This is a genomic window from Pseudomonas sp. CCOS 191, from assembly GCF_001007005.1.
GTDB classification, from domain to species: Bacteria; Pseudomonadota; Gammaproteobacteria; order Pseudomonadales; family Pseudomonadaceae; genus Aquipseudomonas; species Aquipseudomonas soli.
Window position 1 is genome coordinate 5,529,018 of record NZ_LN847264.1, and the last position, 23,422, is coordinate 5,552,439.

General features: G+C 63.7%; 19 protein-coding genes. 11 read left to right on the forward strand and 8 right to left on the reverse strand.

Features of this window, described 5'->3' with window-relative positions; translation table 11 throughout:
• Positions 1-7: 7 nt before the first annotated feature.
• The 5 genes from CCOS191_RS24775 to CCOS191_RS24795 all read right to left on the reverse strand — a co-directional run bounded on the left by CCOS191_RS24775 (position 8) and on the right by CCOS191_RS24795 (position 6,879).
• Positions 8-1,255 carry an ABC transporter permease gene (locus CCOS191_RS24775; protein ID WP_046857368.1) on the reverse strand — a complete coding sequence of 416 codons (1,248 nt, stop codon included), beginning with the start codon at positions 1,253-1,255 and terminating at the stop codon, positions 8-10.
• A 126-nt stretch (positions 1,256-1,381) separates the two neighbouring features.
• Positions 1,382-2,416, reverse strand: a complete 1,035-nt coding sequence (locus CCOS191_RS24780) for an ABC transporter substrate-binding protein (protein WP_046857369.1) — start codon at positions 2,414-2,416, stop codon at positions 1,382-1,384.
• Between the two features lie 40 nt (positions 2,417-2,456).
• Positions 2,457-3,569, reverse strand: a complete 1,113-nt coding sequence (locus CCOS191_RS24785) for an ABC transporter ATP-binding protein (protein WP_046857370.1) — start codon at positions 3,567-3,569, stop codon at positions 2,457-2,459.
• 281 nt (positions 3,570-3,850) lie between these two features.
• Positions 3,851-4,483 (reverse strand): response regulator, encoded by a 633-nt coding sequence (locus CCOS191_RS24790; protein WP_172670942.1) that lies wholly within the window; start codon positions 4,481-4,483, stop codon positions 3,851-3,853.
• Entirely contained in the window at positions 4,477-6,879 is a 2,403-nt protein-coding gene (locus CCOS191_RS24795) for a PAS domain-containing sensor histidine kinase (protein WP_046857371.1), read from the reverse strand. The genes CCOS191_RS24790 and CCOS191_RS24795 overlap by 7 nt, the downstream gene beginning before the upstream one ends.
• Before the next feature lie 95 nt (positions 6,880-6,974).
• Between CCOS191_RS24795 and CCOS191_RS24800 the strand changes: the two genes are divergently transcribed.
• The gene (locus tag CCOS191_RS24800) at positions 6,975-7,973 is read left to right on the forward strand and encodes an alpha/beta hydrolase family protein (protein ID WP_046857372.1); all 999 of its coding nucleotides are present in this window, start codon (positions 6,975-6,977) and stop codon (positions 7,971-7,973) included.
• 51 nt (positions 7,974-8,024) lie between these two features.
• Here the strand turns inward: CCOS191_RS24800 and CCOS191_RS24805 are convergent, their stop codons facing one another.
• The 3 genes from CCOS191_RS24805 to CCOS191_RS24815 are packed head-to-tail and all read right to left on the reverse strand — an operon-like array spanning position 8,025 to position 10,478.
• Positions 8,025-8,789 (reverse strand): TerB family tellurite resistance protein, encoded by a 765-nt coding sequence (locus CCOS191_RS24805; protein ID WP_038707236.1) that lies wholly within the window; start codon positions 8,787-8,789, stop codon positions 8,025-8,027.
• A gap of 1 nt (position 8,790) precedes the next feature.
• Positions 8,791-9,462, reverse strand: coding sequence for an N-acetylmuramate alpha-1-phosphate uridylyltransferase MurU (gene murU, locus CCOS191_RS24810; RefSeq protein ID WP_046857373.1), 672 nt, complete (start codon positions 9,460-9,462; stop codon positions 8,791-8,793).
• Positions 9,459-10,478: an aminoglycoside phosphotransferase family protein gene (locus CCOS191_RS24815; RefSeq protein WP_046857374.1), complete on the reverse strand. Its 1,020-nt coding sequence runs from the start codon at positions 10,476-10,478 to the stop codon at positions 9,459-9,461. Before CCOS191_RS24815 ends, murU begins: the two co-directional genes overlap by 4 nt.
• A 132-nt stretch (positions 10,479-10,610) precedes the next feature.
• Here CCOS191_RS24815 and CCOS191_RS24820 point away from each other — a divergent pair, with 132 nt between their 5' ends.
• From CCOS191_RS24820 to CCOS191_RS24865, 10 genes are all read left to right on the forward strand, one after another.
• Positions 10,611-13,421 (forward strand): LPS-assembly protein LptD, encoded by a 2,811-nt coding sequence (locus tag CCOS191_RS24820; protein WP_046857375.1) that lies wholly within the window; start codon positions 10,611-10,613, stop codon positions 13,419-13,421.
• Entirely contained in the window at positions 13,402-14,721 is a 1,320-nt protein-coding gene (locus tag CCOS191_RS24825; protein WP_046857376.1) for a peptidylprolyl isomerase, read from the forward strand. Before CCOS191_RS24820 ends, CCOS191_RS24825 begins: the two co-directional genes overlap by 20 nt.
• Entirely contained in the window at positions 14,718-15,707 is a 990-nt protein-coding gene (pdxA, locus tag CCOS191_RS24830) for a 4-hydroxythreonine-4-phosphate dehydrogenase PdxA (RefSeq protein ID WP_046857377.1), read from the forward strand. The genes CCOS191_RS24825 and pdxA overlap by 4 nt, the downstream gene beginning before the upstream one ends.
• Positions 15,704-16,504, forward strand: a complete 801-nt coding sequence (rsmA, locus tag CCOS191_RS24835) for a 16S rRNA (adenine(1518)-N(6)/adenine(1519)-N(6))-dimethyltransferase RsmA (RefSeq protein WP_046857378.1) — start codon at positions 15,704-15,706, stop codon at positions 16,502-16,504. Before pdxA ends, rsmA begins: the two co-directional genes overlap by 4 nt.
• 128 nt (positions 16,505-16,632) lie before the next feature.
• A complete protein-coding gene (gene apaG, locus CCOS191_RS24840; protein WP_046857379.1) occupies positions 16,633-17,013 on the forward strand; it encodes a Co2+/Mg2+ efflux protein ApaG in 381 nt (126 codons plus the stop codon).
• The gene (locus CCOS191_RS24845) at positions 17,013-17,870 is read left to right on the forward strand and encodes a symmetrical bis(5'-nucleosyl)-tetraphosphatase (RefSeq protein WP_046857380.1); all 858 of its coding nucleotides are present in this window, start codon (positions 17,013-17,015) and stop codon (positions 17,868-17,870) included. The genes apaG and CCOS191_RS24845 overlap by 1 nt, the downstream gene beginning before the upstream one ends.
• Before the next feature lie 13 nt (positions 17,871-17,883).
• Positions 17,884-18,213 (forward strand): thiosulfate sulfurtransferase GlpE, encoded by a 330-nt coding sequence (gene glpE / locus CCOS191_RS24850; RefSeq protein WP_046857381.1) that lies wholly within the window; start codon positions 17,884-17,886, stop codon positions 18,211-18,213.
• A gap of 282 nt (positions 18,214-18,495) precedes the next feature.
• On the forward strand, positions 18,496-20,418 hold the full coding sequence (locus CCOS191_RS24855; RefSeq protein ID WP_023629260.1) for a PrkA family serine protein kinase: 1,923 nt from the start codon (positions 18,496-18,498) through the stop codon (positions 20,416-20,418).
• Between the two features lie 125 nt (positions 20,419-20,543).
• Complete coding sequence (locus CCOS191_RS24860; protein ID WP_046857382.1) at positions 20,544-21,815, forward strand: YeaH/YhbH family protein; 1,272 nt, start codon at positions 20,544-20,546, stop codon at positions 21,813-21,815.
• The gene (locus CCOS191_RS24865) at positions 21,812-23,380 is read left to right on the forward strand and encodes a SpoVR family protein (protein ID WP_046857383.1); all 1,569 of its coding nucleotides are present in this window, start codon (positions 21,812-21,814) and stop codon (positions 23,378-23,380) included. Before CCOS191_RS24860 ends, CCOS191_RS24865 begins: the two co-directional genes overlap by 4 nt.
• Positions 23,381-23,422: the final 42 nt, after the last annotated feature.

Sequence of the window (23,422 nt, forward strand, 5' to 3'; positions counted from 1 at the left end):
AGGCTCCTCAGCTCAGGCGCAGGCGGCTGGCGCCGACCAGCCAGCTATAGATCAGGTACAGCAGCACGGTGGCCAGCAGCAACAGCCCGCCCAGGGCGGTGGCCATGCCCCAGTTGATGCTGGTGTTGGTGTAGAAGGCAACGAAGTAGCTGACCATCTGGTCGTTCGGGCTGCCCAGCAGCGCCGGGGTGATGTAGTAGCCGATGGCGAGGATGAACACCAGCAGGCAGCCGGCGCCGACACCGGCGTAGGTCTGCGGGAAGTACACCCGCCAGAAACTGGCGAACGGATGGCAGCCGAGGGAGATCGCCGCCCGCATGTAGCTGGGCGAGATGCCTTTCATCACGCTGTACAGCGGCAGGATCATGAACGGCAACAGGATGTGCACCATGGAGATGTACACGCCGGTACGGTTGAACACCAGCTCCAGCGGCTGATCGATGATGCCCATGGCCATCAGCGCACTGTTGATCAGCCCGCCTGACTGCAACAGCACGATCCAGGCCGCCACCCGCACCAGGATGGAGGTCCAGAACGGCAGCAGCACCAGGATCATCAGCAGGTTGCTCTGCCGGGTCGGCAGGTTGGCCAGCAGGTACGCCAGGGGATAGGCCAGCAACAGACAGATCACGGTGATCACCACACCCATCCACAGGGTGCGAGCGAAGATGTCCAGGTAGATGGCCTGGTCGGGGGTGGCCTTGGCCAATTCACCCAGGTCGTCGATACGGTGGTCCAGCGCGGCCAGCAGGTAGAACGGCGTGACACTGCTGGTGTTGCGACGGATCGCCTGCCAGTAGGCAGGATCGCCCCAACGCTCGTCGAGCGTCTGCAAGGCTTCTTTATAGGAGACAGGCTCGGCCTTGAACGGCAGCGCCCGCGCGGTCTTGGCCAACAGGCTGCGGTAGCCGGCCAGCTCCATGTTCAGGCGTTTGGAAAGGTCGCCCAGGGTCTGGTTCTTGCGAGACTCGGCCAGGTCCTGGCTCAGGGCCTTGTAGACCTCCTCGCCCGGCAGGCTCTTGCCATCCCACTGCGCCACTGCCTCGACGGTGCGCGGCAGGCCGGCGACCACCTCGGGGTTGCCGACGCTCTTGTACAACAGCGCCGCGATCGGCACCAGGAACACCAACAGGAGGAACAGCGCCAGCGGCGCGATCAACGCCTGGGCCTTCCAGCGGTTGACCCGCTCGGCATGCTTGAGGCGCTGCTTGAGGCTTTTACCCGCGCCTTCGTTGAGGGGCACTGCAATGGCCATGGCGAACTCCGCGATACAGGCTGAAATTGGGGCTGCTACGCAGCCCATCGCCGGCAAGCCGGCTCCCACAAGTACTGCACAGGTTTTATGGGAGCCGGCTTGCCGGCGATGAAGGCTCCAGATGGTTTACTTCTTAGCCGCCCAGGCGTTGAAGCGTTGCTCCAGCTGTTCGCTGTTGTCGGCCCAGAAGGCCACGTCGATCTGCACCTGGTTGGCAATGTTCTCGGGCGTGGTCGGCATGTCCTTCTTCACCTCGGCCGACAGCAGCTCTACCGCCTTGCTGTTGGCCGGGCCGTAGGCGATGTTCTCGGAGTAGGTCTTCTGCTGCTCGGGCTGGACGGTGTAGGCGATGAATTTCTTCGCCTCCTCCGCATCCTTGGCGCCTTTCGGGATGGCCCAGGCATCGAAGTCGTAGATGCCGCCGTTCCATACGACCTTGAGATTGCTTTCCTTCTGCACCGCGGCGATACGACCGTTGTAGGCCGAGCTCATGACCACGTCACCCGAGGCCAGGTACTGCGGCGGCTGGGCGCCGGCTTCCCACCACTGGATGCTCGGCTTGAGTTCGTCGAGCTTCTTGAAGGCGCGGTCCTGGCCTTCCTTGGTCGCCAGCACCTTGTACACCTCTTTGGGTGCGACGCCGTCAGCCATCAGGGCGAATTCGAGGGTGTACTTGGCGCCCTTGCGCAGGCCGCGCTTGCCCGGGAATTTCTTGGTGTCCCAGAAGTCGGCCCAGCTGGCAGGCGCGCTCTTGAGTTTGTCGGCGTTGTAGGCCAGCACCGTGGACCAGACGAAGAAGCCCACGCCGCACGGCTGAATGGCGCCGGGCACGAAGTCGCCTTCATTACCGAACAGTGCGGGATCAAGCTCTTCGAACATGCCTTCATCGCAACCCCGGGCCAACTCCGGCGACTCGACCTCGACCAGGTTCCAGCTGACGCTCTTGGTGTCGACCATGGCTTTGACCTTGGCCATCTCGCCGTTGTACTCACCGGCGACGATCTTGCCCTTGCCCGCCTTTTCCCATGGTTCGTAGAACGCCTTGGTCTGGGCCGCCTTGTTGGCGCCGCCGAAGGAAATCACGGTCAGGTCGGCCGCCATGGCCTGGCCGGCGGCGAACAGGCCAAGGGCCAGGGCGGTCAGTTTCAACTGCTTGCGCATTATTATTCTCTCCACAGTTCAGGGTTGGTGAAGCAATCCATCAATGGGCCTCGGCAATCGGATCGAGCGCGCGGGCGTGCTCCACCTCCCAGCCCAGCGGTACCACGTCGCCCACAGCCAGGGCCGGGTCGAGCTCGGCGATCGGCTGCTTGACGAAGAAATCGGCCTTGCCACAGACCTCCAGGCGCACCCGCACGTGGTCGCCGAGGTAGATGAACTCGGCGACACGACCGGAGAAGCGGTTGACGCAGTTCTCGCTGTGGCCGTTCAGGCGTACCCGCTCGGGGCGGATCGACAGGGTCACCGGGTCACCGGCCTGGCCAACGTTGACCGCCAGCGCATCGACCCGCTCGCCACGGGCCAGTTGCACCTGGCAACGATTACCGTCACTGGCCAGCAGGGTGCCGTTGATGCGGTTGTTCTCACCGATGAAGTTGGCGACGAAGGTGTTGCAAGGCTCTTCGTAAAGGGTGCGCGGGTCGGCGATCTGCTGGATCTCGCCCTGATGGAACACCGCCACCCGGTCGGACATGGTCAGCGCTTCGCCCTGGTCGTGGGTCACGTAGACCACGGTCACGCCCAGGCGCTGGTGGATATGCTTGATCTCCATCTGCATGTGTTCACGCAGCTGTTTGTCGAGGGCGCCGAGCGGCTCGTCCATCAGCACCAGTTGCGGCTCGAACACCAGGGCGCGGGCCAGCGCCACGCGCTGCTGCTGGCCACCGGAAAGCTGGCCGGGATAGCGCTTGGCGAAGGCATCGAGCTGGACCATGCCGAGTACGCGCTTGACCCGCTCGCTGACGTCGGTCTTGCTGAGGTTGCGCACGGTCAACGGGAAGGCCAGGTTCTCGGCCACGGTCATGTGCGGGAACAGTGCGTAGTTCTGGAACACCATGCCGATATCGCGCTTGTGCGGCGGCACATTGTTGATCGAGCGCCCGGCCAGCTGGATCTCACCGGCGGTAGGGGTCTCGAAACCTGCCAGCATCATCAGGCTGGTGGTCTTGCCCGAACCGGAAGGGCCGAGCAGGGTCAGGAACTCGCCCTTGCGGATGTCCAGGTTGAGGTCCTTGACGATCAGCGATTCGCCGTCGTAGCTCTTCTGCACACCTCGGAAGCTGACCAGCGTCTCGTTCGAATTCGCCTCGCTCATGCCCTGCACCTTCTTGTTGGAATGACTGCGTAGGCAAAAGCGTAGAAGACGCGCAAAGCCCCGGAAATCGGGGGCGCTGAGAGAATGCCATCATCCGGATGGAAGACTTCTTGTAGGGATCGCCCTACAAGGATGGCGTTTTCAGGTAACTCGAGCTTTGCCGGAGCTGCTTTAGCCGCGATCGCCCGCGAAGCGGGTGTCTGAGACAGCGGCGCTTGCATCGCGGCTAAAGCCGCTCCTACGCTGAGATCGCGTAAAAGCCATTGTCGTAACCAGAACACTCACACCAACTTGTGCTCCATGGCGTACTTCACCAGCTCCGCCAGCGAGTTGACCTTGAGCTTCTGCATCAGCCGCGCCTTGTGGGTGCTGATGGTCTTGCTCGACAGCGCCAGCTGCAGGGCGATGTCGTTGACGTTGGCGCCCTGGGCCAGGCGCTCGAACACCGAGAATTCGCGCTCCGACAGCAGCGTGTGCAGCGGCCGGGTTTCGGTCAGGCCCACCTCGAACACCATGCGGTCGGCCAGGGCCGGGTCGATGTAGCGCCCTCCCCCCGCCACCCGGCGGATGGCCGTGAGCAACAGCGCCGGGTCGCTGTCCTTGGTCGCATAGCCCGCCGCACCGGCCTTGAGTGCCCGCGCCGCCATCTGCGCCTCGTCATGCATCGACAGCATCAGGATCGCCGGCGGATTGTTCAGCGCGCGGATCCGCGGGATCGCCTCCAGGCCATTCACCCCAGGCATGGAGATATCCAGCAGCACCACCTCGCAGGGCGTGTGGCGCAGGGTCTCCAGCAACTGCTCGCCATTGCCCGCCTCGCCTGCCACCTGCATGTCCTTGGCCAGGCCGATCAATTGCTTGATGCCCTCCCGGACGATGGTGTGGTCTTCCGCCACCAGCACTCGAATCACGATTGTTTCTCCTGCTTCAAAGGAATCGCCACGCTCAGGCTGGTGCCCTCGCCCGGCTCGCTGTCCAGGCTCATGCTGCCACCGTGCATCAGCACCCGCTCACGCACACCCACCAGGCCGAACGAAGTCGGCCGTGCCGCCTCCATGGCAAACCCCACGCCGTCGTCTATCACGGTCATGCGCAACTGCCCGGCCTCGTGAACCAGCTCGATCTGCACCGTGTGCGCCTGGGCATGGCGCATGACGTTGGTCAGCGCCTCCTGCAAGATACGGAACAGGCCGATGGCCTTGGCATCGCTCAAGGGTGGCAGATTGTCCGGTACCTGCACCAGGCAGGGGATCTGCGTGCGTGCCTCGAAACGCCGCGCCTGCCACTCGATGGCCGAGGCGATGCCGGCGTCGAGGATCGGCGGGCGCAGGGCTGTTGCCACGTCGCGTACCAGCTGGAACAACTGGGCGATCAGGCGCTTCATGCTGGCCAGGCGCTCGTTGAGGGCGGGATCCAGCTCGGCGAACGCCAGTTCGCACATCGACACCTCAAGCTTGAGCACCGTGAGCATCTGCCCCAGTTCGTCGTGGACTTCCCGGGCAATCCGCGCCTTCTCCTCTTCGCGCACGCTTTCCAGGTGCGCCGACAACTCGCGCAATTGCTCCTGGGACCCGGCCAGCGCCAGCTCGGCCTGCTTGCCTTGGGTGATGTCCCAGACCACGCCGTCCCACACCATGCGCCCATCGGCCAGGCGGCGAGTGGTCGCCTTGATGTCGGCCCAGCGCTGCTCGCCCTGGCGGGTGAGGATACGCCCCTGCCAGGACCAGTCCTGATCGCTGGCCAAGGCCAGGTCCTGGACCCGATGGTAGTCGGCGCGATCCTCCGGGTGGACCAGGTTGCGCAGCCCCATCTGCGGGTGCTGGATCGCCGCCGGGGTGTAGCCAACCAGCGCCTCGCTGCCTTCGCTGATATAGGGAAATTCCGGGTCGCCTTCGGCCGGATCGCGCTCCAGGCGGAACACCAGCCCCGGCACGTTGCCAGCGATCCCCTTGAGCCGCGCCTCGCTTTCGCGCAACGCGGCCAGGTCGCGCCGGCGCTCGGTGACGTCGGCGAGGAACACCACCAGGTACTCGGCATCGCGAAAACGCAGGAACGACAGCGACAACTCGACCGGGAACAGGCTGCCGTCGGCGCGCCGACACTGGCTTTCGAACTGCTGCTCGCCGCCATCGCCGGTACGGGCTCGCTTCCACAGCTCCAGCCAGCGGTCCATCTTCAGGTTCGGCTCGATAACGACCAGCGGCAGTTCCAGCAGCGCCCCCTCGGCAAAGCCCAGCATGCGCTCGGCGGCATGGTTGGCGTAGCGCACATGGCTGTCCCAGTTGACCCAGAGAATGCCCACCGTGCTCTGGTCGATGGAAAACTGACTCAGGCGCAAAGCCTCCTCACGCACCTGGCGCTCGACCAGGCTCTCCCGGGCCGCCAGCAACCCGCGCTCCAGGCCGCGCTGCTGACGACGCTGCCAGGCCAGGGTGGCCAAGGCGCACAGCAACAGCAGGCCGAACAGCAAGGCCAGATTCTGCCAGAACCCGGCGGACTCGGAGAACCGTGGATACCTGGGCTGCAACCAGCGCTGGTGCATCTGCTCCAGGGTCTTGGCCGGCAGGGCCTGCAAGGCACGCTCAAGAATATCGGCCAGCACTGGCCAATCGCGCCGTGAGCCGACCCGCAGCAACTGCGGCAGACCGATATCACCCACCACCGCGAGGTCGGCAAACTCGCCTTCGCGCGACAGCCGGCTGAGCTGCGCCTCGTCCAGCACGGCGAAGCTGGCCTGCCCGCCCAACACCAACTGCAGGGCCTCGCGCTCGTCGGGTACACCCTGCAGGTTCAGATTGCCGTAGTTGCCGCGCAGGTAATCCGCCAAGGTACCGGGCATGCGTACCGCCACGCGTTCATTGCCGCTCAACTTTTCCAGCTCCACGGCTACCGCGCCGCTGCGCATGCCTACCACCAATTGCGGCACCCGCATGTAAGGGTCACTGAACAACCACAGCCGCAGGCTGGTCGGCGTTTGCATAAGGCCTGGGGCGAAATCGATCTCGCCCGTCTGCAAGGCATGCTCAAGGGCGGCCTGGTCGGCAAAGCCGCGCCAGGTCAAATCCAGGCCCAACGCCTCGGACAGGGCGCCGACCAGTTCGACGTTGGCCCCGTAGAATTGCTGCAGGCGGCGGTCGAACTGGGCATAGGGCGCCTGCAGTACCAGGCCGACGCGCAAGCCGCGGTGTTCGTCCAGCCATTGCTGCTGGGCTGGATCCAGCACCACGGCGGGCGGCGCCTGCGGCTTGCCCAGGGCGATCAAGGGTAGACACAACCAGCCGATAACCCACAGGCAACGCACTCGCTTCATCTCTACGCTCGTCTTGGCAATGACGGCCACCTGGCGTGGCCGTCGCGGGCAAATACCATTAGGCTGCCGGTATGATTCTGGCCTTGGATTGATCGATGTTCACACTTTATCGCACGACGCTGGCAATGTTCTGCCTGGCTTCGGCCCTGCCGTTTGCGGCTCAGGCCGACGACGCCGAGAAACCCGAAGCGCCCGCCGAGGCGGCCGCCCCCGCTCCGCGCCCACCGCTGCTCGAGCGTAGCCAGGACGATGCACTGGCCCTCGAGCGCCAGGTACCCAAGGCAGAACAACAGACCTTGCAGGCCAATGGTGAAAACTTCCTGGCGCTGTGGAAGCCGGCCAACGACAGCGATCCGCAAGGCGCGGTGATCATTGTCCCGGGCGCGGGCGAAAGCGCCGACTGGCCGACCACCGTTGGCCCGCTGCGCCGTGGTTTCCCCGATGTCGGCTGGGGCACCTTGAGCCTGAGCATGCCCGACCTGCTGGCCGAGCGCCCACAGGCGCGGGTCGAGGCCAAGCCTGCAGCCGAACCGAAAAAAGAGGATGGCGAGTCGGCTCCGGCCAAGGACACGCCCGCCGATGCCAACGCCAACGTCGCCCAGGCGACCGCGCCGGAAGCGGATACCGCCGAGAGCACCGACGCGGTCGAAGCCGATGAAAACAGCAGCGAGGGGGACGCCGAGCGCATATTCGCCCGCCTCGACGCCGCCGTGGCCTATGCCCAGCAGCAGAAGGCACGCAGCATCGTGCTGCTGGGCAGCGGCAGTGGCGCATACTGGGCCGCGCGTTATCTCAGCGAGAAGCAGCCGCCCCAGGTGCAAAAACTGGTGATGGTCGCCGCGCAGACACCCGCGCGAGTAGAGCATGACCTGCTGAGTCTGACGCCGACCCTGAAGGTGCCGACCGCCGACCTCTACTACGCCACCCGTACAGCCGATCGGCTCGCGGCGCAGCAGCGCCTGCAGGCCAGCAAGCGGCAGAAGAGCAGCCTGTACCGACAGCTTTCGCTGATGGCCGTGCCTGGCAACAAGGCGGCGGAGCAGGAACAACTGTTGCGGCGGGTACGCGGCTGGCTGACGCCGAAGGCAGAGTAAGAATGACCGCGCCTGCCTACTCCGGCAGGCGCGGCCTTGCCCGCAATGGCGTTACAAGCCCCGCCGCTTGCGGATCATGGCATAGGCCTGATGCAACTCACGGGTAAGCTCGGTCGCCTCGCGCACCTTCGCTTCGCTGGCGCCACTGCCCACCAGCTTGTCCGGGTGATGCCGGCTGAGCAATCGTCGATAGGCCTGCTTGACCCTGTCGGCCTCGGTGTCCGGTTCCACCCCCAGCAACCTCAGCGCCGCCGCATAGGTCATGACGCCGCCCTCGATCGACGACCGGCGCGGCTCATACTCCAGCGACAAGGCCTGCACCTGGTTGCGACTGAGCCCCAGTTGCTGGCCCCAGCCCAGCAACAGGTCGCGTTCCTGCCGCCCGGCCTTGCCGTCGGCCCAGACCATGCGCCAACAGGCGCGCAAGGTACCTTCGGCGCCGTGGGGCTGCACCCTGATACGGCGCAGGTAGTGCCCCAGGCGCTCCTTGCCCGACTTCCCGCGGTTGAACGCGGCAATCGCTCGCATCCGAGCAGGTTCCGCCAGGTCCAGACGGGACATCTCTTGTCGCGCCTGCTGGATGTGACCCTCGACAACCCTGCCATCACTCTTGGCCAAGCGGCCGAGCAACACGAACAACAACTCTTCGTCACGCAGCGCCGGACGCCCGCCCAGGCGCTCGCGCACGTCTTCCCAACCCTGCAGCCGCAGGCGCCGATCCATGGCCTGGCCCAGCAGCGCCCCCAGCAACGCACCGGGGATGCTGGCCACGGCGAAACCGGCACCGGCACCAATCACTGTGCTCGGCCACCACATATCAGGCACGCCCCCCGATCAGGCGCTCGACTTCGGCCAGACGCTCAAGGGTGCCGACATCGATCCAGTGCCCGCCATAGTGCTCGCCGCTCACCCGCCCTTCGGCCATTGCGCTGCGCAACAGGGGGGCCAGTTTGAACGCGCCGGGCTGACAGCCTGCGAATAGCGCCGGGTCCAGCACAGAGATACCACTGAAAGTCAGCGTTCCCGGGGCGTCATCGCCATCGCTCACCTGCCCGTCCGCCAGGCGGAAGTCGCCACGGCCGTGGTGGCCGGGGTTGTCCACCAGCACCAGATGCCCCAAGCCGTGCAGCGGCGCATTCAGGCCGGCGAAGTCGTAGTCGGTCCAGACATCGCCGTTGACCAGGATGAACGGCGCATCCCCCAGCAGCGGCAGCGCCTTGAAGATCCCACCACCGGTCTCCAGCGGCTCGCCCTCCGGCGAATAGCTGATCGCCAGGCCAAAGCGGCTGCCATCACCCAGGTGATCCTCGATCTGCTGGCCGAGCCAAGCGTGGTTGATGACCACCTCGCCAATACCGGCACGGGCCAGCGCCTCGAGGTGGTACTCGATCAATGGCTTGCCAGCGGCTCGCACCAGCGGCTTGGGCGTGTGCAGGGTCAGCGGGCGCATGCGCTCGCCCTTGCCTGCCGCCAGGATCATCGCCTTCATGAACGCGCCCCGGCCTGGAGTTCGGCAATCAGCTGGCCCAGCTCTGCCAGCTCAGGCCGGCGGCTGATCACCTCATCTATATAGGCAAAGAAACGCGGCACGTCGGCCAGGTAGCGTGGCTTGCCGTCGCGGTGGCAGATGCGCGCGAAGATACCGATCACCTTGAGGTGGCGCTGCACCCCCATCAGGTCGCTGGCACGCTGGAAGGCTTCGAAGTCAGCCTGTACCGGAATCCCGGCGGCCTTTGCCTTGTGCCAGTAATCATGCAACCAGCCCTCGACGCGGGCCTGGGGCCAGCTGAGGAAAGCGTCCTTGAACAGGCAGGTGATGTCGTAGGTGACCGGGCCGTAGACTGCGTCCTGGAAATCCAGCACGCCTGGATTTGGCGCACTGTGCATCAGGTTGCGCGGCATGTAGTCGCGGTGCACCAGCACCTTGGGCTGGGCCAGGGCACTGTCGATCAGCAGCTGGCTGAGCCGTTGCCAGGTGGCCTGCTGCGCGTCGCTGAAGCTCAGGCCAAGCGCGCGGCCCACGTACCACTCGGGGAACAGTTCGACCTCGCGGCGCAGCAGTGCGACATCGTAGCTGGGCAGTGGCGCGTCCATCGGCAAGCGCTGGAACGCCAGCAACGCATCGATGGCGTCGGCGAACAGGACATCGGCATTGCCCTGATCAATGATGTCCAGGTATGTCTGGCGGCCCAGATCCCCCAGCAGCAGGAAACCGCGCTCCAGGTCCTGGGCATGGATGACCGGCACGTTCACGCCCGCCGTGGCCAGCAGATGGTCGATGTCGACGAACGGGCGGCAGTTCTCCTGGGGCGGCGGCGCATCCATGATCACGAAGCTGTGCCCGGCGCCCTCCCAGCGGAAGTAACGGCGGAAACTCGCATCGCTGCTGGCGGCGGTCAGGCTGCCGGCGGGCACTTCGCCCCAGGCATTGGTACGGAAGAGGTTCTCCAGCTGCCCGGCAAGCCAGGCGGTCAGTTGTTGCAGGCGTACATCGTGATCGGGCATTACAAGGGTTCTCCGACGGCCCTAGCCGTCAAGCGGGTCATGCTTTATTATCCAGCATCTTTTTCAGACCATCGAGAGGCGTGCGGCCCCCACACGCGGGCAGATGGCACGCAGGAAGCCCGGACTAATAAGATGGCATTGAAATCCCCCGCGTTTCGTAGAAAGTTTCCGTTGCTCGTGACTGGCGGTTTGCTGGCCCTGCAACCCCTGGCCACGTCGTACGTGGTGGCGGCCGAGCAGTTCGACTGCCAAGTGTCCGCTTCCGGTGGCTGGGACTGCAAGCCCAAGACCGCTGCCAACCTGCCTCCGCGCCCGGTACACCCGGGCGCTGCCGCTGCCAGCGCGGGTGCCGAGGCACCCGGCGAAGTCGCCGCGGCAGAGGCCGAAAAGCCGATGCTGGTCACCGAGGCCAAGGGCCGCGGCCTGAAGTCGCGCAGCGAAGACTACAGCCATCTGGACTGGGTCCCGCGCGAGAAGCTCACTGCCGCGCAACTGGCCGAGACCGGCCCGTACTGCGGCGGCGCCTACATCGAGCCGACTCGCCCGGGCATGAACGACTCCACGCCCAAGGACGAGTCGCCGACCTACATCAACGCCAAGGTCTCCAAGTACCAGCAGGAGCAGCAGATCGCCACCCTCGCCGGTGACGTGGTCATGCGCCAGGGCAGCATGCAGGCCGAGGCCGACGAGGCCAACCTGTACCAGGCCGAAAACCGCGGCGAGCTCAAGGGCAACGTCAAGATCCGCGACAACGGCTCGCTGGTGGTTGGTGACGAGGCGCAGATCCAGCTCGATACCGGCGAGGCCCGGGTCGACAACGCCGAATACGTGATGCACAAGTCGCACATCCGCGGCAACGCGCTGTACGCCAAGCGTGCGGAAAACGCCATCATCCGCCTCAAGGACGGTACCTATACCACCTGTGAGCCGGGCAGCAACGCGTGGCAGCTCAAGGGCAACAACATCACCTTGAACCCAGCCACCGGCTTCGGTACCGCGACCAACGTGACGCTGCGGGTCAAGGATTTCCCGGTGTTCTACACACCGTACATCTACTTCCCGATCGACGACCGTCGCCAGTCCGGTTTCCTGCCGCCGTCGTTCAGCTCCAGCAGCGACACCGGCTTCATGCTGGTCACGCCGTATTACTTCAACCTGGCGCCTAACTACGACGCCACGTTGTACCCGCGCTACATGGCCAAGCGCGGCATGTTGATGGAAGGCGAGTTCCGCTACCTGACCAAGTCGAGCGAAGGGCAGTTCGGCGGCGGCTTCCTGAGCGATCAGGACGACGACCGCAAGAAACAGACGGACTACAAGAAAGACCGCTGGATGGTCAACTGGCAGCACAAGGGTGGTCTGGACGAGCGCCTGATGACCGAGGTGGACTACACCGACATCAGCGATCCGTTCTACTTCCAGGACCTGGAGACCGATCAGATCGGCGTACAAGGCCGTGACGTCCTGAACCAGCAGGGCGCATTGACCTACCGGGGTGACAGCTACACCGCGCGCTTGAATGTGCATGCCTACGAGATGGGAACCATCTCGCAGATCACGCCATACGACAAACTGCCGCAGATTACCTTCAATGGCATGTTGCCGTTCCACCCGGGCGGTTTCGATCTGAGCTACGAAACCGAGGCCGTACGCTTCGACCGTGACCTGAAGAACGATTTCGTACTGGACAAAGACGGTAACCCGGACACTTCTGCAGGTGGTATTCCCGGCCGTCGCCTGGATGAAAACGTTTCCGGTATCGCTCGCGCCAACGGTACCCGCCTGAACTTCGCTCCCGCCATCAGCCTGCCAATGCAAGCCAGCTATGGCTTCGTCACGCCCAAGCTGAAGTATGTCTATACCAATTACGATCTGGATCTGGACAGTCAGGGCAAGGCCCAGGCGATTGCACAGTCAGCGAACCCGGCCTATGGCAGCTACAGCAGCTCGCTTAACCGCGACATCCCGATCTTCAGCGTAGACAGCGGCCTGTACTTCGATCGCAACACCCAGCTGTTCGGTACCAATTACCGTCAGACTCTCGAGCCGCGCCTGTTCTACCTCTATGTTCCGTACAAGGATCAGAAGGATATCCCGCTGTTCGACACAGGCGAGAACACCTTCAGCTACTCCTCGCTGTTCCGCGACAACCGCTTCAGCGGTACCGACCGCATCGGCGACGAGAACAAGCTTTCGCTGGGCGTAACCAACCGCTGGATCGAGGACAACGGCTTCCAACGCCAGCGCTTCAGCATCGGCCAGGCGTTCTACTTCAAGGATCGCAAGGTACAGCTGCCAGGCATCGACTATCGTACCCGCGACGACAGCAAGTCTGATGTCTCACCGTACGCGCTGGAATACGAATACGCCTTCAACCGCGACTGGCGCTTCAACTCGGACTTCAACTGGGATCCGGACAGCCGCAGCACCCGCTCGGGTAGCGCGATGTTCCACTATCAGCCTGAAGACAATCCGAACAAGGTCGTCAACCTCGGCTACCGCTACCGCAACGACCTGATCACCTACGACTCGGCGACCGGTCTCTGGAAAGTCGGGGGTGGTGACTATGGCACTCCGGGCGATCCGAACTACATCAAGGATTACTACAAAATCCAACAGCACGACTTCTCGGTCATCTGGCCGATCGTGCCGCAGTGGAGCGTCATCGCTCGTTGGCAGCATGACTACAACCGTAATCGCACCCTGGAAGCGATGGGCGGCTTCGAGTACGACAACTGCTGCTGGAAGCTGCGCCTGATCAACCGCTACTGGATCGACTACGACGACTTCAGCCAGGCCGTCCCGAACAACGAGAAGGGCGACCACGGTATCTTCCTGCAGATCGTGCTCAAAGGGCTCGGTGGTGTAGTCGGCAACAAGGTCGAATCGTTCCTGGACCAAGGCATTCAAGGTTACCGTACCCGTGAAGAGCAAGCTTATTGATCGTCTGCGCCCGCTGATGCTGGGCGCCGCAATGCTGAGTGGCGCGGTGCATGCCGCGGTACAACCCATCGACCGCATCGTGGCCACCGTCGACAACGACGTGGTCATGCAGAGCCAGCTGGACCAGCGCGTTCGCGAAGTGCAGCAGACCATCGCCAAGCGTGGCGGCGGCGTGCCGCCCACCAGTGCGCTGGAACAGCAAGTGCTGGAACGCCTGATCGTCGAGAACCTGCAACTGCAGATCGGCGAGCGCTCTGGCATCCGCATCACCGACGAAGAGCTGAACCAGGCCGTCGGCACCATTGCCCAGCGCAATGGCATGTCGCTGGAACAGTTCCGCGCCGCCCTGGCCCATGACGGCCTGTCGTACGACGATGCCCGCGAGCAGATCAAGCGCGAGATGATCATCAGCCGCGTACGTCAGCGCCGCGTCGCCGAGCGTATCCAGGTGTCCGAGCAGGAAGTGAAGAACTTCCTCAACTCGGACCTGGGCAAGATGCAGATGTCCGAAGAGTACCGCCTGGCCAACATCCTCATCCCGACCCCCGAAGGCGCCAACTCGGAGGCCATCCAGGCCGCCGCGCGCCAGGTAGGCGATGTCTACCAGCAGCTCAGACAAGGCGCGGACTTTGGCCAGATGGCCATCGCTCGCTCGCGCAGTGAAAACGCCCTGGAAGGCGGTGAGATGGGCTGGCGCCAGGCAGGCCAGCTGCCACCAGACTTCGCCAAGATGCTCAGCAGCATGGCGGTCGGCGACATCACCCAGCCGATCCGCATTCCCAACGGCTTCATCATCCTGAAGCTGGAAGAGAAGCGCGGCGGGAGCCAGAGCGTGCTGCGCGACGAAGTGCATGTACGTCACATCCTGATCAAACCGAGCGAAATCCGCAGCGAAGCCGCCACCGAGCAACTGGCCGAGCGCCTGTACGACCGGATCCAGAACGGTGAAAACTTCGCCGAGCTGGCGAAGAGCTTCTCGGAAGACCCGGGTTCGGCGCTCAACGGCGGCGATCTCAACTGGGTCGACCCGAACAGCCTGGTACCTGAGTTCCGCGAGCAGATGGCCAACGCCGAGCAAGGCGTGGTGACCAAGCCGTTCAAGACCCAGTACGGCTGGCATGTGCTGGAAGTGCTGGGCCGCCGCGCCACCGACAGCACCGAACAGGCTCGCGAGCAGCAGGCCATGAACGTCCTGCGCAACCGCAAGTACGACGAAGAGCTGCAGAACTGGCTGCGCCAGATCCGCGACGAAGCCTACGTTGAAATCAAGCTGCCTGGCGCCGACCAGGTCGCCCAGTGAAACCCCTGCGCTTCGCCGTCACCCCCGGCGAGCCAGCCGGCATCGGTCCCGACCTGTGCCTGCTGCTCGCCGCCGAGGCCCAGCCCCACCCCCTGATTGCCATCACCAGCCGTGACCTGCTCGCCGAGCGGGCCACGCAGCTGGGCCTGGACGTCAAGCTGATCACGGTTGTACCGACCGCCTGGCCTGAGCAACCGGCTGCCGCCGGCAGCCTGTATGTCTGGGATACCCCCCTGGCCCGCCCGGTGACAGCCGGGCAGCTGGACAAGGCCAACGCCGCATTCGTCCTGGAAACCCTGACCCGTGCCGGGCAAGGCTGCCTGGACGGGCACTTCGCCGGGATGATCACCGCGCCGGTGCACAAGGGCGTGATCAACGAAAGCGGTATCGCCTTCTCCGGGCATACCGAGTTCCTCGCCGACCTCACCCACACCACGCAAGTGGTGATGATGCTGGCCACCCACGGGCTGCGCGTGGCACTGGTGACCACCCACCTGCCCCTGCGGGACATCGCCGAGGCCATCACCGGCGACCGCCTGGAGCGCGTCACCCGCATCCTGCATGCGGACATGCGCGACAAGTTCGGCATTGCCAACCCACGCATCCTGGTCTGCGGGCTCAACCCGCATGCCGGAGAAGGCGGCCACCTGGGCCGCGAAGAAATCGACATCATCGAGCCGGCGCTGCAGCGCCTGCGTGCCGAAGGCATGGACCTGCGCGGCCCGCTGCCGGCCGATACCCTGTTTACCCCAAAATATCTGGAGCACTGCGACGCGGTGCTGGCGATGTACCACGACCAAGGCCTGCCCGTACTCAAGTACAAGGGCTTCGGCGCCGCGGTCAACGTGACGCTGGGCCTGCCGATCATCCGCACATCGGTCGACCACGGCACCGCCCTGGACCTGGCCGGCACCGGCCGGATCGACACCGGCAGCCTGCGCGTCGCCCTGCAAACCGCCTACCAGATGGCCGAGAACCGACCATGACCGAGCAATACCAACACCGGGCGCGCAAGCGCTTCGGCCAGAATTTCCTGCATGACGCCGGAATCATCGACCGCATCCTGCGGGCGATCAACGCCAAGGCCGGCGAACACCTGCTGGAGATCGGCCCGGGCCAGGGCGCCCTGACCGAAGGCCTGCTGGGCAGCGGCGCTCAGCTGGACGTGGTGGAACTGGACAAGGACCTGGTGCCGATCCTGCAACACAAGTTCGCCGGGCGCGACAACTTCCGTCTGCACCAGGGCGATGCCCTGAAGTTCGACTTCAACCAGTTGGGCGTGCCTGAGCGCAGCCTCAAGGTGGTGGGCAACCTGCCCTACAACATCTCCACGCCACTGATCTTCCACCTCCTGGCCCATGCCAACCTGATCCGCGACATGCATTTCATGCTGCAGAAGGAAGTGGTCGAACGCATGGCCGCCGGCCCTGGCGGCGGCGACTGGGGCCGCCTGTCGATCATGGTGCAGTACCACTGCCGCGTGGAGCACCTGTTCAACGTCGGCCCGGGTGCCTTCAACCCGCCACCCAAGGTGGACTCGGCGATCGTGCGCCTGGTGCCCCACGAAGTGCTGCCCTACCCGGCCAAGAACCCCAAGCTGCTGGAGCACGTGGTGCGCGAAGCCTTCAACCAGCGCCGCAAGACCCTGCGCAACACGCTCAAAGGCGTGCTCGACAGCCAGGCCATCGAGGCCGCTGGCGTGGATGGCAGCCTGCGCCCCGAGCAGCTCGACCTGGCCGCCTTCGTGCGCCTGGCCGACAAGCTGGCCGAACAGCAGGCCTGACCGAGCCTGCGCAGGACAAGCCCGTCCCACCGTGGGAATGGGCTTGCCCCGCGCTCAGGCATGACTGGCCTCCACCCCCGCCAATGGCCTAGACTGCGTTATTGCGTCAGTTCGCCCAAGGCCCTTGCATGTCCGACCCCCGCTACCAGATCGACGTCAGCGTCGTGACCCGCTACCTCAAAGAACAATCCGACCCCGAAAGCAGCCGTTTCGCCTTCGCCTACACCATCACCGTGCAGAACAACGGCACGGTCAAGGCCAAGCTGATGTCCCGTCACTGGCTGATCACCAACGGTGACGGCGAAGTCGAGGAAGTGCGCGGTGCCGGTGTGATCGGCCAACAGCCGCTGATCGAGCCAGGCCAGAGCCACACCTACAGCAGCGGTGCGGTGATCAGCACCCGCGTCGGCACCATGCAGGGCAGCTATCAGATGTTCGCCGAAGACGGCAAACGCTTCGATGCCCAGATCGCGCCGTTTCGCCTGGCCGTGCCTGGGGCGCTGCACTGATGGCCACCTATGCCGTCGGAGACCTGCAAGGCTGTCTGCAACCACTCAAGTGCCTGCTCGAGCGCGTGCGCTTCGACCCGGCCGTCGATCGCCTGTGGCTGGTGGGCGACCTGGTCAACCGTGGCCCCGAGTCCCTCGAGACCTTGCGTTATCTCTACTCTATCCGCCATGCGCTGGTCTGCGTGCTGGGCAACCATGACCTGCACCTGCTGGCCGCCTGGCACAACGTCGAGCGCCTGAAGAAGAGCGACACCCTTCGCGAAGTCATAGAAGCCCCGGACGCCGACCAGCTGTTCGACTGGCTCCGCCAGCAGAAACTGCTGCACTACGACGAAGCCCGCGGCATCGCCATGGCCCATGCCGGTATCCCGCCGCAATGGACCCTGGGTAAAGCGCTGGAGCTGGCGGCGGAGGTCGAGGAAGTGCTGCGCGACGACAATCGCCTGAAACTGTATCTGGACGGTATGTACGGCAACGAGCCGAACAAGTGGAGCAAGGACCTGGCCGGCGTCGAACGCCTGCGAGTGATCACCAACTACTTCACCCGCATGCGCTTCTGCACCGCCACCGGCAAGCTCGACCTCAAGAGCAAGGAAGGCGCGGACAGCGCGCCCAAAGGCTATAAACCATGGTTCGCTCACCCGGACCGCCGCTCGCGCCATGTGAAGATCATCTTCGGCCACTGGGCAGCCCTCGAAGGCCGGGTCGACGCCCCCGGTGTGATTGCCCTGGATACCGGCTGTGTCTGGGGGGGCGCGATGACCCTGTACAATGTCGACAGCGGCGAATTCCACCGCTGCGACTGCACCCGCGAAGGCACCCCTCGCCCGCCGGCATCTCTCAACGATCAGCCATGAAGGAACCGCACCCATGAGCGAATTCAAGCGTATCTCCCCAGAACAAGCCCTCGCCCTGCGTGCCGAAGGTGCGATCGTTGTCGACATCCGCGACCCACAGGCGTTCGCCGCCGGCCATATCGCCGGCGCCACTCATCTGGATAATCACTCGGTAGCCGACTTCATCCGCAGCGCCGATCTGGACGCGCCTACACTGGTAGTCTGCTACCACGGCAATTCCAGCCAGAGTGCCGCCGCCTACCTGGTCGGCCAGGGCTTCTCCAACGTCTACAGCATCGATGGTGGCTTCGAACTGTGGCGTAACACCTACCCGGCGGAAACCGCCCAGGGCAGCGCCGAATAATTTTTTCATTTTTCCTGCAGCCCGCGCTTGGCGCGGGCTAGCGCCCGACCTGACGAACGGTCGTAGGCGTCTTCTCCGCTCCCCGCCCTTGACCTCTCGTATAACCAACTATCCTTAAGCCCAGGCCATCCAAAAAAGGGGAGAGCCGGTACACCGGCGTGCGGGTCATCGGTAGCGTTACAGGGTGTTCTGGGGGGTATACAGCAACCGGCAAAACCGGTTGCATGCCAGCATCGGCTGACTGATCCGGCGTCGTCTCCACGTATCGAGCGAGGTGACGTCATGAGCATTTTTAGCCACTTCCAACAACGTTTCGAGTCCACCCGCCAGGAAGAACTTTCGCTGCAGGAGTACCTCGAGCTGTGCAAAGAGGATCGCAGCGCCTATGCCTCGGCGGCCGAGCGGCTGTTGCTGGCCATCGGTGAACCAGAGCTGATCGACACCTCAAGCAACTCCCGGCTGTCGCGGATCTTCTCCAACAAGGTGATCCGCCGCTATCCGGCCTTTGCCGATTTCCATGGCATGGAAGAGTGCATCGACCAGATCGTCTCCTACTTCCGCCACGCAGCCCAGGGCCTGGAAGAGAAGAAGCAGATCCTCTACCTGCTGGGTCCGGTGGGCGGCGGCAAGTCGTCGCTGGCCGAAAAACTCAAGCAATTGATGGAAAAGGTACCGTTCTACGCCATCAAGGGCTCACCGGTCTTCGAGTCGCCACTCGGGCTGTTCAACGCCACCGAGGACGGTGCGATCCTCGAGGAAGAATTCGGCATTTCGCGCCGCTATCTCAATACCATCATGTCGCCCTGGGCCACCAAGCGCCTGCAGGAGTTCGGCGGCGATATCAGCAAGTTCCGGGTGGTGAAGCTCTATCCGTCGATCCTCAACCAGATCGCCATCGCCAAGACCGAACCGGGTGACGAGAACAACCAGGATATCTCGGCCCTGGTCGGCAAGGTGGATATCCGCAAGCTCGAGGAGTTTCCGCAGAACGACGCCGATGCCTACAGCTACTCGGGCGCGCTGTGCCGGGCCAACCAGGGCCTGATGGAATTCGTCGAGATGTTCAAGGCGCCGATCAAGGTGCTGCACCCGCTGCTCACCGCTACCCAGGAAGGCAACTACAACAGTACCGAAGGCCTGGGGGCGATCCCCTACACCGGTATCCTGCTGGCCCACTCCAACGAATCGGAATGGCACACCTTCCGCAACAACAAGAACAACGAAGCGTTCATCGACCGTATCTACATCGTCAAGGTGCCGTACTGCCTGCGCGTCAGCGACGAGATCAAGATCTACGACAAGTTGCTGATCAACAGCTCGCTGGCCAAGGCTCATTGCGCACCCGACACACTGAAGATGCTCGCCCAGTTCACCGTGCTTTCACGCCTGAAAGAGCCGGAGAACTCCAACATCTACTCGAAGATGCGCGTCTACGACGGCGAGAACCTCAAGGACACCGACCCCAAGGCCAAGTCGATCCAGGAGTACCGCGACTCCGCGGGCGTCGACGAGGGCATGAATGGCCTGTCGACCCGCTTCGCCTTCAAGATCCTCTCCAAGGTATTCAACTTCGATCCGCATGAGATTGCCGCCAACCCGGTGCACCTGCTGTACGTGCTGGAACAGCAGATCGAGCAGGAGCAGTTCCCTGCCGAAGTACGCGAGCGCTACCTGCGCTACCTCAAGGAGTACCTGGCGCCGCGCTACATCGAGTTCATCGGCAAGGAAATCCAGACCGCCTACCTGGAGTCCTACAGCGAGTACGGCCAGAACATCTTCGACCGTTACGTGCTGTATGCCGACTTCTGGATCCAGGACCAGGAGTACCGCGACCCGGAGACTGGCGAGATCCTCAACCGCATCGCCCTCAACGAGGAGCTGGAGAAGATCGAGAAGCCGGCCGGCATCAGCAATCCGAAGGACTTCCGCAACGAGATCGTCAACTTCGTGCTGCGCGCCCGTGCCAACAACAATGGCAAGAACCCCAGCTGGCTCAGCTACGAGAAGCTGCGGGTGGTGATCGAGAAGAAAATGTTCTCCAACACCGAAGACCTGCTGCCGGTCATCAGCTTCAACGCCAAGGCCAGCAAGGAAGACCAGCAGAAGCACAACGATTTCGTCACCCGGATGGTGGAACGTGGCTACACCGACAAACAGGTACGCCTGCTGTCGGAATGGTACCTGCGGGTCAGGAAATCGCAGTAAAAGCGGCACGCCCCGGGCGCTTGGCGGTGTGCCCCGGCACACCGCTGGCCCGTGGCGGCAGCGACTGCTTTTACTTGCAGCTCGTAGCTTGAAGCTTGCAGCTGTACCCAGCTACCGGAGGGCCCATGAGCTACGTTATCGACCGACGCCTGAACGGCAAGAACAAGAGCACGGTCAACCGCCAGCGCTTCTTGCGGCGTTACCGTGAGCACATCAAGAAAGCCGTCGAAGAGGCCGTGAGCCGCCGCTCCATCATGGACATGGAACACGGCGAGCAGATCAGTATCCCGGGGCGTGACATCGACGAACCGGTGCTGCACCACGGTCGCGGCGGCAAGCAGACCATCGTTCACCCAGGTAACAAGGAGTTCACCGCCGGCGAACACATCGCCCGGCCACAAGGTGGCGGCGGTGGCGGCGGGCGCGGCAAGGCCGGCAACTCCGGCGAGGGCATGGACGATTTCGTGTTCCAGATCACCCAGGAAGAATTCCTCGAATTCATGTTCGAAGACCTGGAGCTGCCCAACCTGGTCAAACGCCACCTTACCGGTGCCGACACCTTCAAGACCGTGCGCGCCGGCATTGCCAACGAGGGCAACCCTTCGCGCATCAACATCGTGCGCACCCTGCGCTCGGCCCACGCCCGTCGCATCGCCCTGACCGGCAGCAGCCGCGCGCTGCTGCGCGAGGCGCAAAAGGAGCTGGACCGACTCAAGGTCGAAGAGCCCGACAACTTCACCGACATCCAGGATACCGAGGCCGAGATCGAGCGCCTCAAGGCGCGCATCAATCGCCTGCCCTTCCTCGACACCTTCGACCTCAAGTACAACCTGCTGATCAAGCAGCCCAACCCCAGCTCCAAGGCGGTGATGTTCTGCCTGATGGATGTCTCCGGCTCCATGACACAGGCTACCAAGGACATCGCCAAGCGCTTCTTCATCCTGCTGTACCTGTTCCTCAAGCGTAACTATGACCGCATCGAGGTGGTGTTCATCCGCCACCACACCAGCGCCCGCGAAGTGGACGAGGAAGAGTTCTTCTACTCCCGCGAGACCGGCGGCACCATCGTCTCCAGCGCGCTCAAGCTGATGCAGGAAGTCATGGCCGAGCGCTACCCGGCCAGCGACTGGAACATCTATGCCGCCCAGGCCTCGGACGGTGACAACTGGAACGACGATTCGCCGATCTGCCGCGACATCCTCGCCAACCAGATCATGCCGCATGTGCAGTACTACACTTACGTCGAGATCACCCCACGTGAACACCAGGCGCTGTGGTACGAGTACGAGCGCATCGGCGAAGCATTTCCCGACACCTTCGCCCAGCAGCAGTTGGTATCGGCCGGCGATATCTACCCGGTCTTCCGTGAACTCTTCCAGCGCAGGTTAGCCACATGACCGCCAGAGAGCAGAGACGCCAACCCATTTCCACCGGCTCCGAATGGACGTTCGAGCTGATCCAGACCTACGACCGCGAGATCAGTCGCCTGGCCGCCCGCTACGCCCTGGATACCTACCCCAACCAGATCGAAGTCATCACCGCCGAACAGATGATGGACGCCTACGCCTCGGTCGGCATGCCGCTGGGCTATCACCACTGGTCCTACGGCAAACAGTTCCTCAGCACCGAGAAGTCCTACAGTCGGGGCCAGATGGGCCTGGCATATGAGATCGTGATCAATTCCGATCCGTGCATCGCCTACCTGATGGAAGAAAACACCATGTGCATGCAGGCTCTGGTGATCGCCCACGCCTGCTATGGCCACAACAGTTTCTTCAAGGGCAACTACCTGTTCCGCACCTGGACCGACGCCAGTTCGATCATCGACTACCTGGTGTTCGCCAAGCAGTACATTGCCCAGTGCGAGGAGCGTCATGGCATCGACGCTGTCGAGGACCTGATCGACTCCTGTCATGCGCTGATGAACTATGGTGTGGATCGCTACAAACGCCCCTACCCCATCTCCGCCGAAGAGGAACGGCGCCGGCAGAAGGAGCGTGAAGAGCATCTGCAACGGCAGATCAACGACCTCTGGCGGACCATTCCCAAGGGCGCCGAAAAGGGCGGCGACAGGGACGATGCGCGCTTCCCGGCCGAGCCCCAGGAGAACATTCTCTACTTCATCGAGAAGCACGCCCCGTTGCTCGAACCCTGGCAGCGCGAGGTGGTGCGCATCGTGCGCAAGATCGCCCAGTACTTCTACCCACAACGCCAGACCCAGGTGATGAACGAAGGTTGGGCGACCTTCTGGCACTACACGCTGATGAACGATCTCTACGACGAGGGCCTGATCACCGAAGGCTTCATGATGGAGTTCCTCCAGTCGCATACCAGCGTGGTGTTCCAGCCAGGCTTCGACAGCCCCTACTACAGCGGCATCAACCCATATGCCCTGGGCTTTGCGATGTACACCGACATCCGTCGCATGTGCGAGCACCCCACCGAGGAAGATCGCCGCTGGTTCCCGGACATCGCCGGCAGTGACTGGCTTTCGACCATCAAGTTCGCCATGAGCAGCTTCAAGGACGAAAGCTTCATCCTGCAGTACCTGTCGCCCAAGGTGATGCGCGACCTCAAGCTGTTCAGCATCCTCGACGACGACCAGCGTGACGACCTGCTGGTCCCGGCGATCCATGACGAGGCCGGCTACCGCACCATCCGCGAGCAACTGGCCGCCCAGTACAACCTGGGCAACCGTGAACCCAACGTGCAGATCTGGAGCATCGATCGCCGCGGCGACCGCTCGCTCACCCTGCGCCACCAGCAGCACAACCGCAAACCCCTGGGTGATTCCACCGAAGAGGTGCTCAAGCACCTGCATCGCCTGTGGGGCTTCGATATCCACCTGGAGACTGTTCAGGGCGACCAGGTGATGAAGACCCACCACATGCCGCCACGCGGCGAGCACAGCGAGGCCGGCGACTACGGACGCATGGACCTGGCCGTGGTGCACCACCTCTAGCGGCAGCCCACCTCCATTGCTGCCGACAAGGTATCCTGTCGC

Excerpts from the sequence above, each read along its gene's own strand:
- CCOS191_RS24775 (WP_046857368.1), bottom strand. The coding sequence starts at position 1,255 with ATGGCCATTGCAGTGCCCCTCAACGAAGGCGCGGGTAAAAGCCTCAAG.
- CCOS191_RS24780 (WP_046857369.1), bottom strand. The coding sequence starts at position 2,416 with ATGCGCAAGCAGTTGAAACTGACCGCCCTGGCCCTTGGCCTGTTCGCC.
- CCOS191_RS24785 (WP_046857370.1), bottom strand. The coding sequence starts at position 3,569 with ATGAGCGAGGCGAATTCGAACGAGACGCTGGTCAGCTTCCGAGGTGTG.
- CCOS191_RS24795 (WP_046857371.1), bottom strand. The coding sequence starts at position 6,879 with ATGAAGCGAGTGCGTTGCCTGTGGGTTATCGGCTGGTTGTGTCTACCC.
- CCOS191_RS24800 (WP_046857372.1), top strand. The coding sequence starts at position 6,975 with ATGTTCACACTTTATCGCACGACGCTGGCAATGTTCTGCCTGGCTTCG.
- CCOS191_RS24805 (WP_038707236.1), bottom strand. The coding sequence starts at position 8,789 with ATGTGGTGGCCGAGCACAGTGATTGGTGCCGGTGCCGGTTTCGCCGTG.
- murU (WP_046857373.1), bottom strand. The coding sequence starts at position 9,462 with ATGAAGGCGATGATCCTGGCGGCAGGCAAGGGCGAGCGCATGCGCCCG.
- CCOS191_RS24815 (WP_046857374.1), bottom strand. The coding sequence starts at position 10,478 with ATGCCCGATCACGATGTACGCCTGCAACAACTGACCGCCTGGCTTGCC.
- CCOS191_RS24820 (WP_046857375.1), top strand. The coding sequence starts at position 10,611 with ATGGCATTGAAATCCCCCGCGTTTCGTAGAAAGTTTCCGTTGCTCGTG.
- rsmA (WP_046857378.1), top strand. The coding sequence starts at position 15,704 with ATGACCGAGCAATACCAACACCGGGCGCGCAAGCGCTTCGGCCAGAAT.
- apaG (WP_046857379.1), top strand. The coding sequence starts at position 16,633 with ATGTCCGACCCCCGCTACCAGATCGACGTCAGCGTCGTGACCCGCTAC.
- CCOS191_RS24845 (WP_046857380.1), top strand. The coding sequence starts at position 17,013 with ATGGCCACCTATGCCGTCGGAGACCTGCAAGGCTGTCTGCAACCACTC.
- glpE (WP_046857381.1), top strand. The coding sequence starts at position 17,884 with ATGAGCGAATTCAAGCGTATCTCCCCAGAACAAGCCCTCGCCCTGCGT.
- CCOS191_RS24855 (WP_023629260.1), top strand. The coding sequence starts at position 18,496 with ATGAGCATTTTTAGCCACTTCCAACAACGTTTCGAGTCCACCCGCCAG.
- CCOS191_RS24860 (WP_046857382.1), top strand. The coding sequence starts at position 20,544 with ATGAGCTACGTTATCGACCGACGCCTGAACGGCAAGAACAAGAGCACG.
- CCOS191_RS24865 (WP_046857383.1), top strand. The coding sequence starts at position 21,812 with ATGACCGCCAGAGAGCAGAGACGCCAACCCATTTCCACCGGCTCCGAA.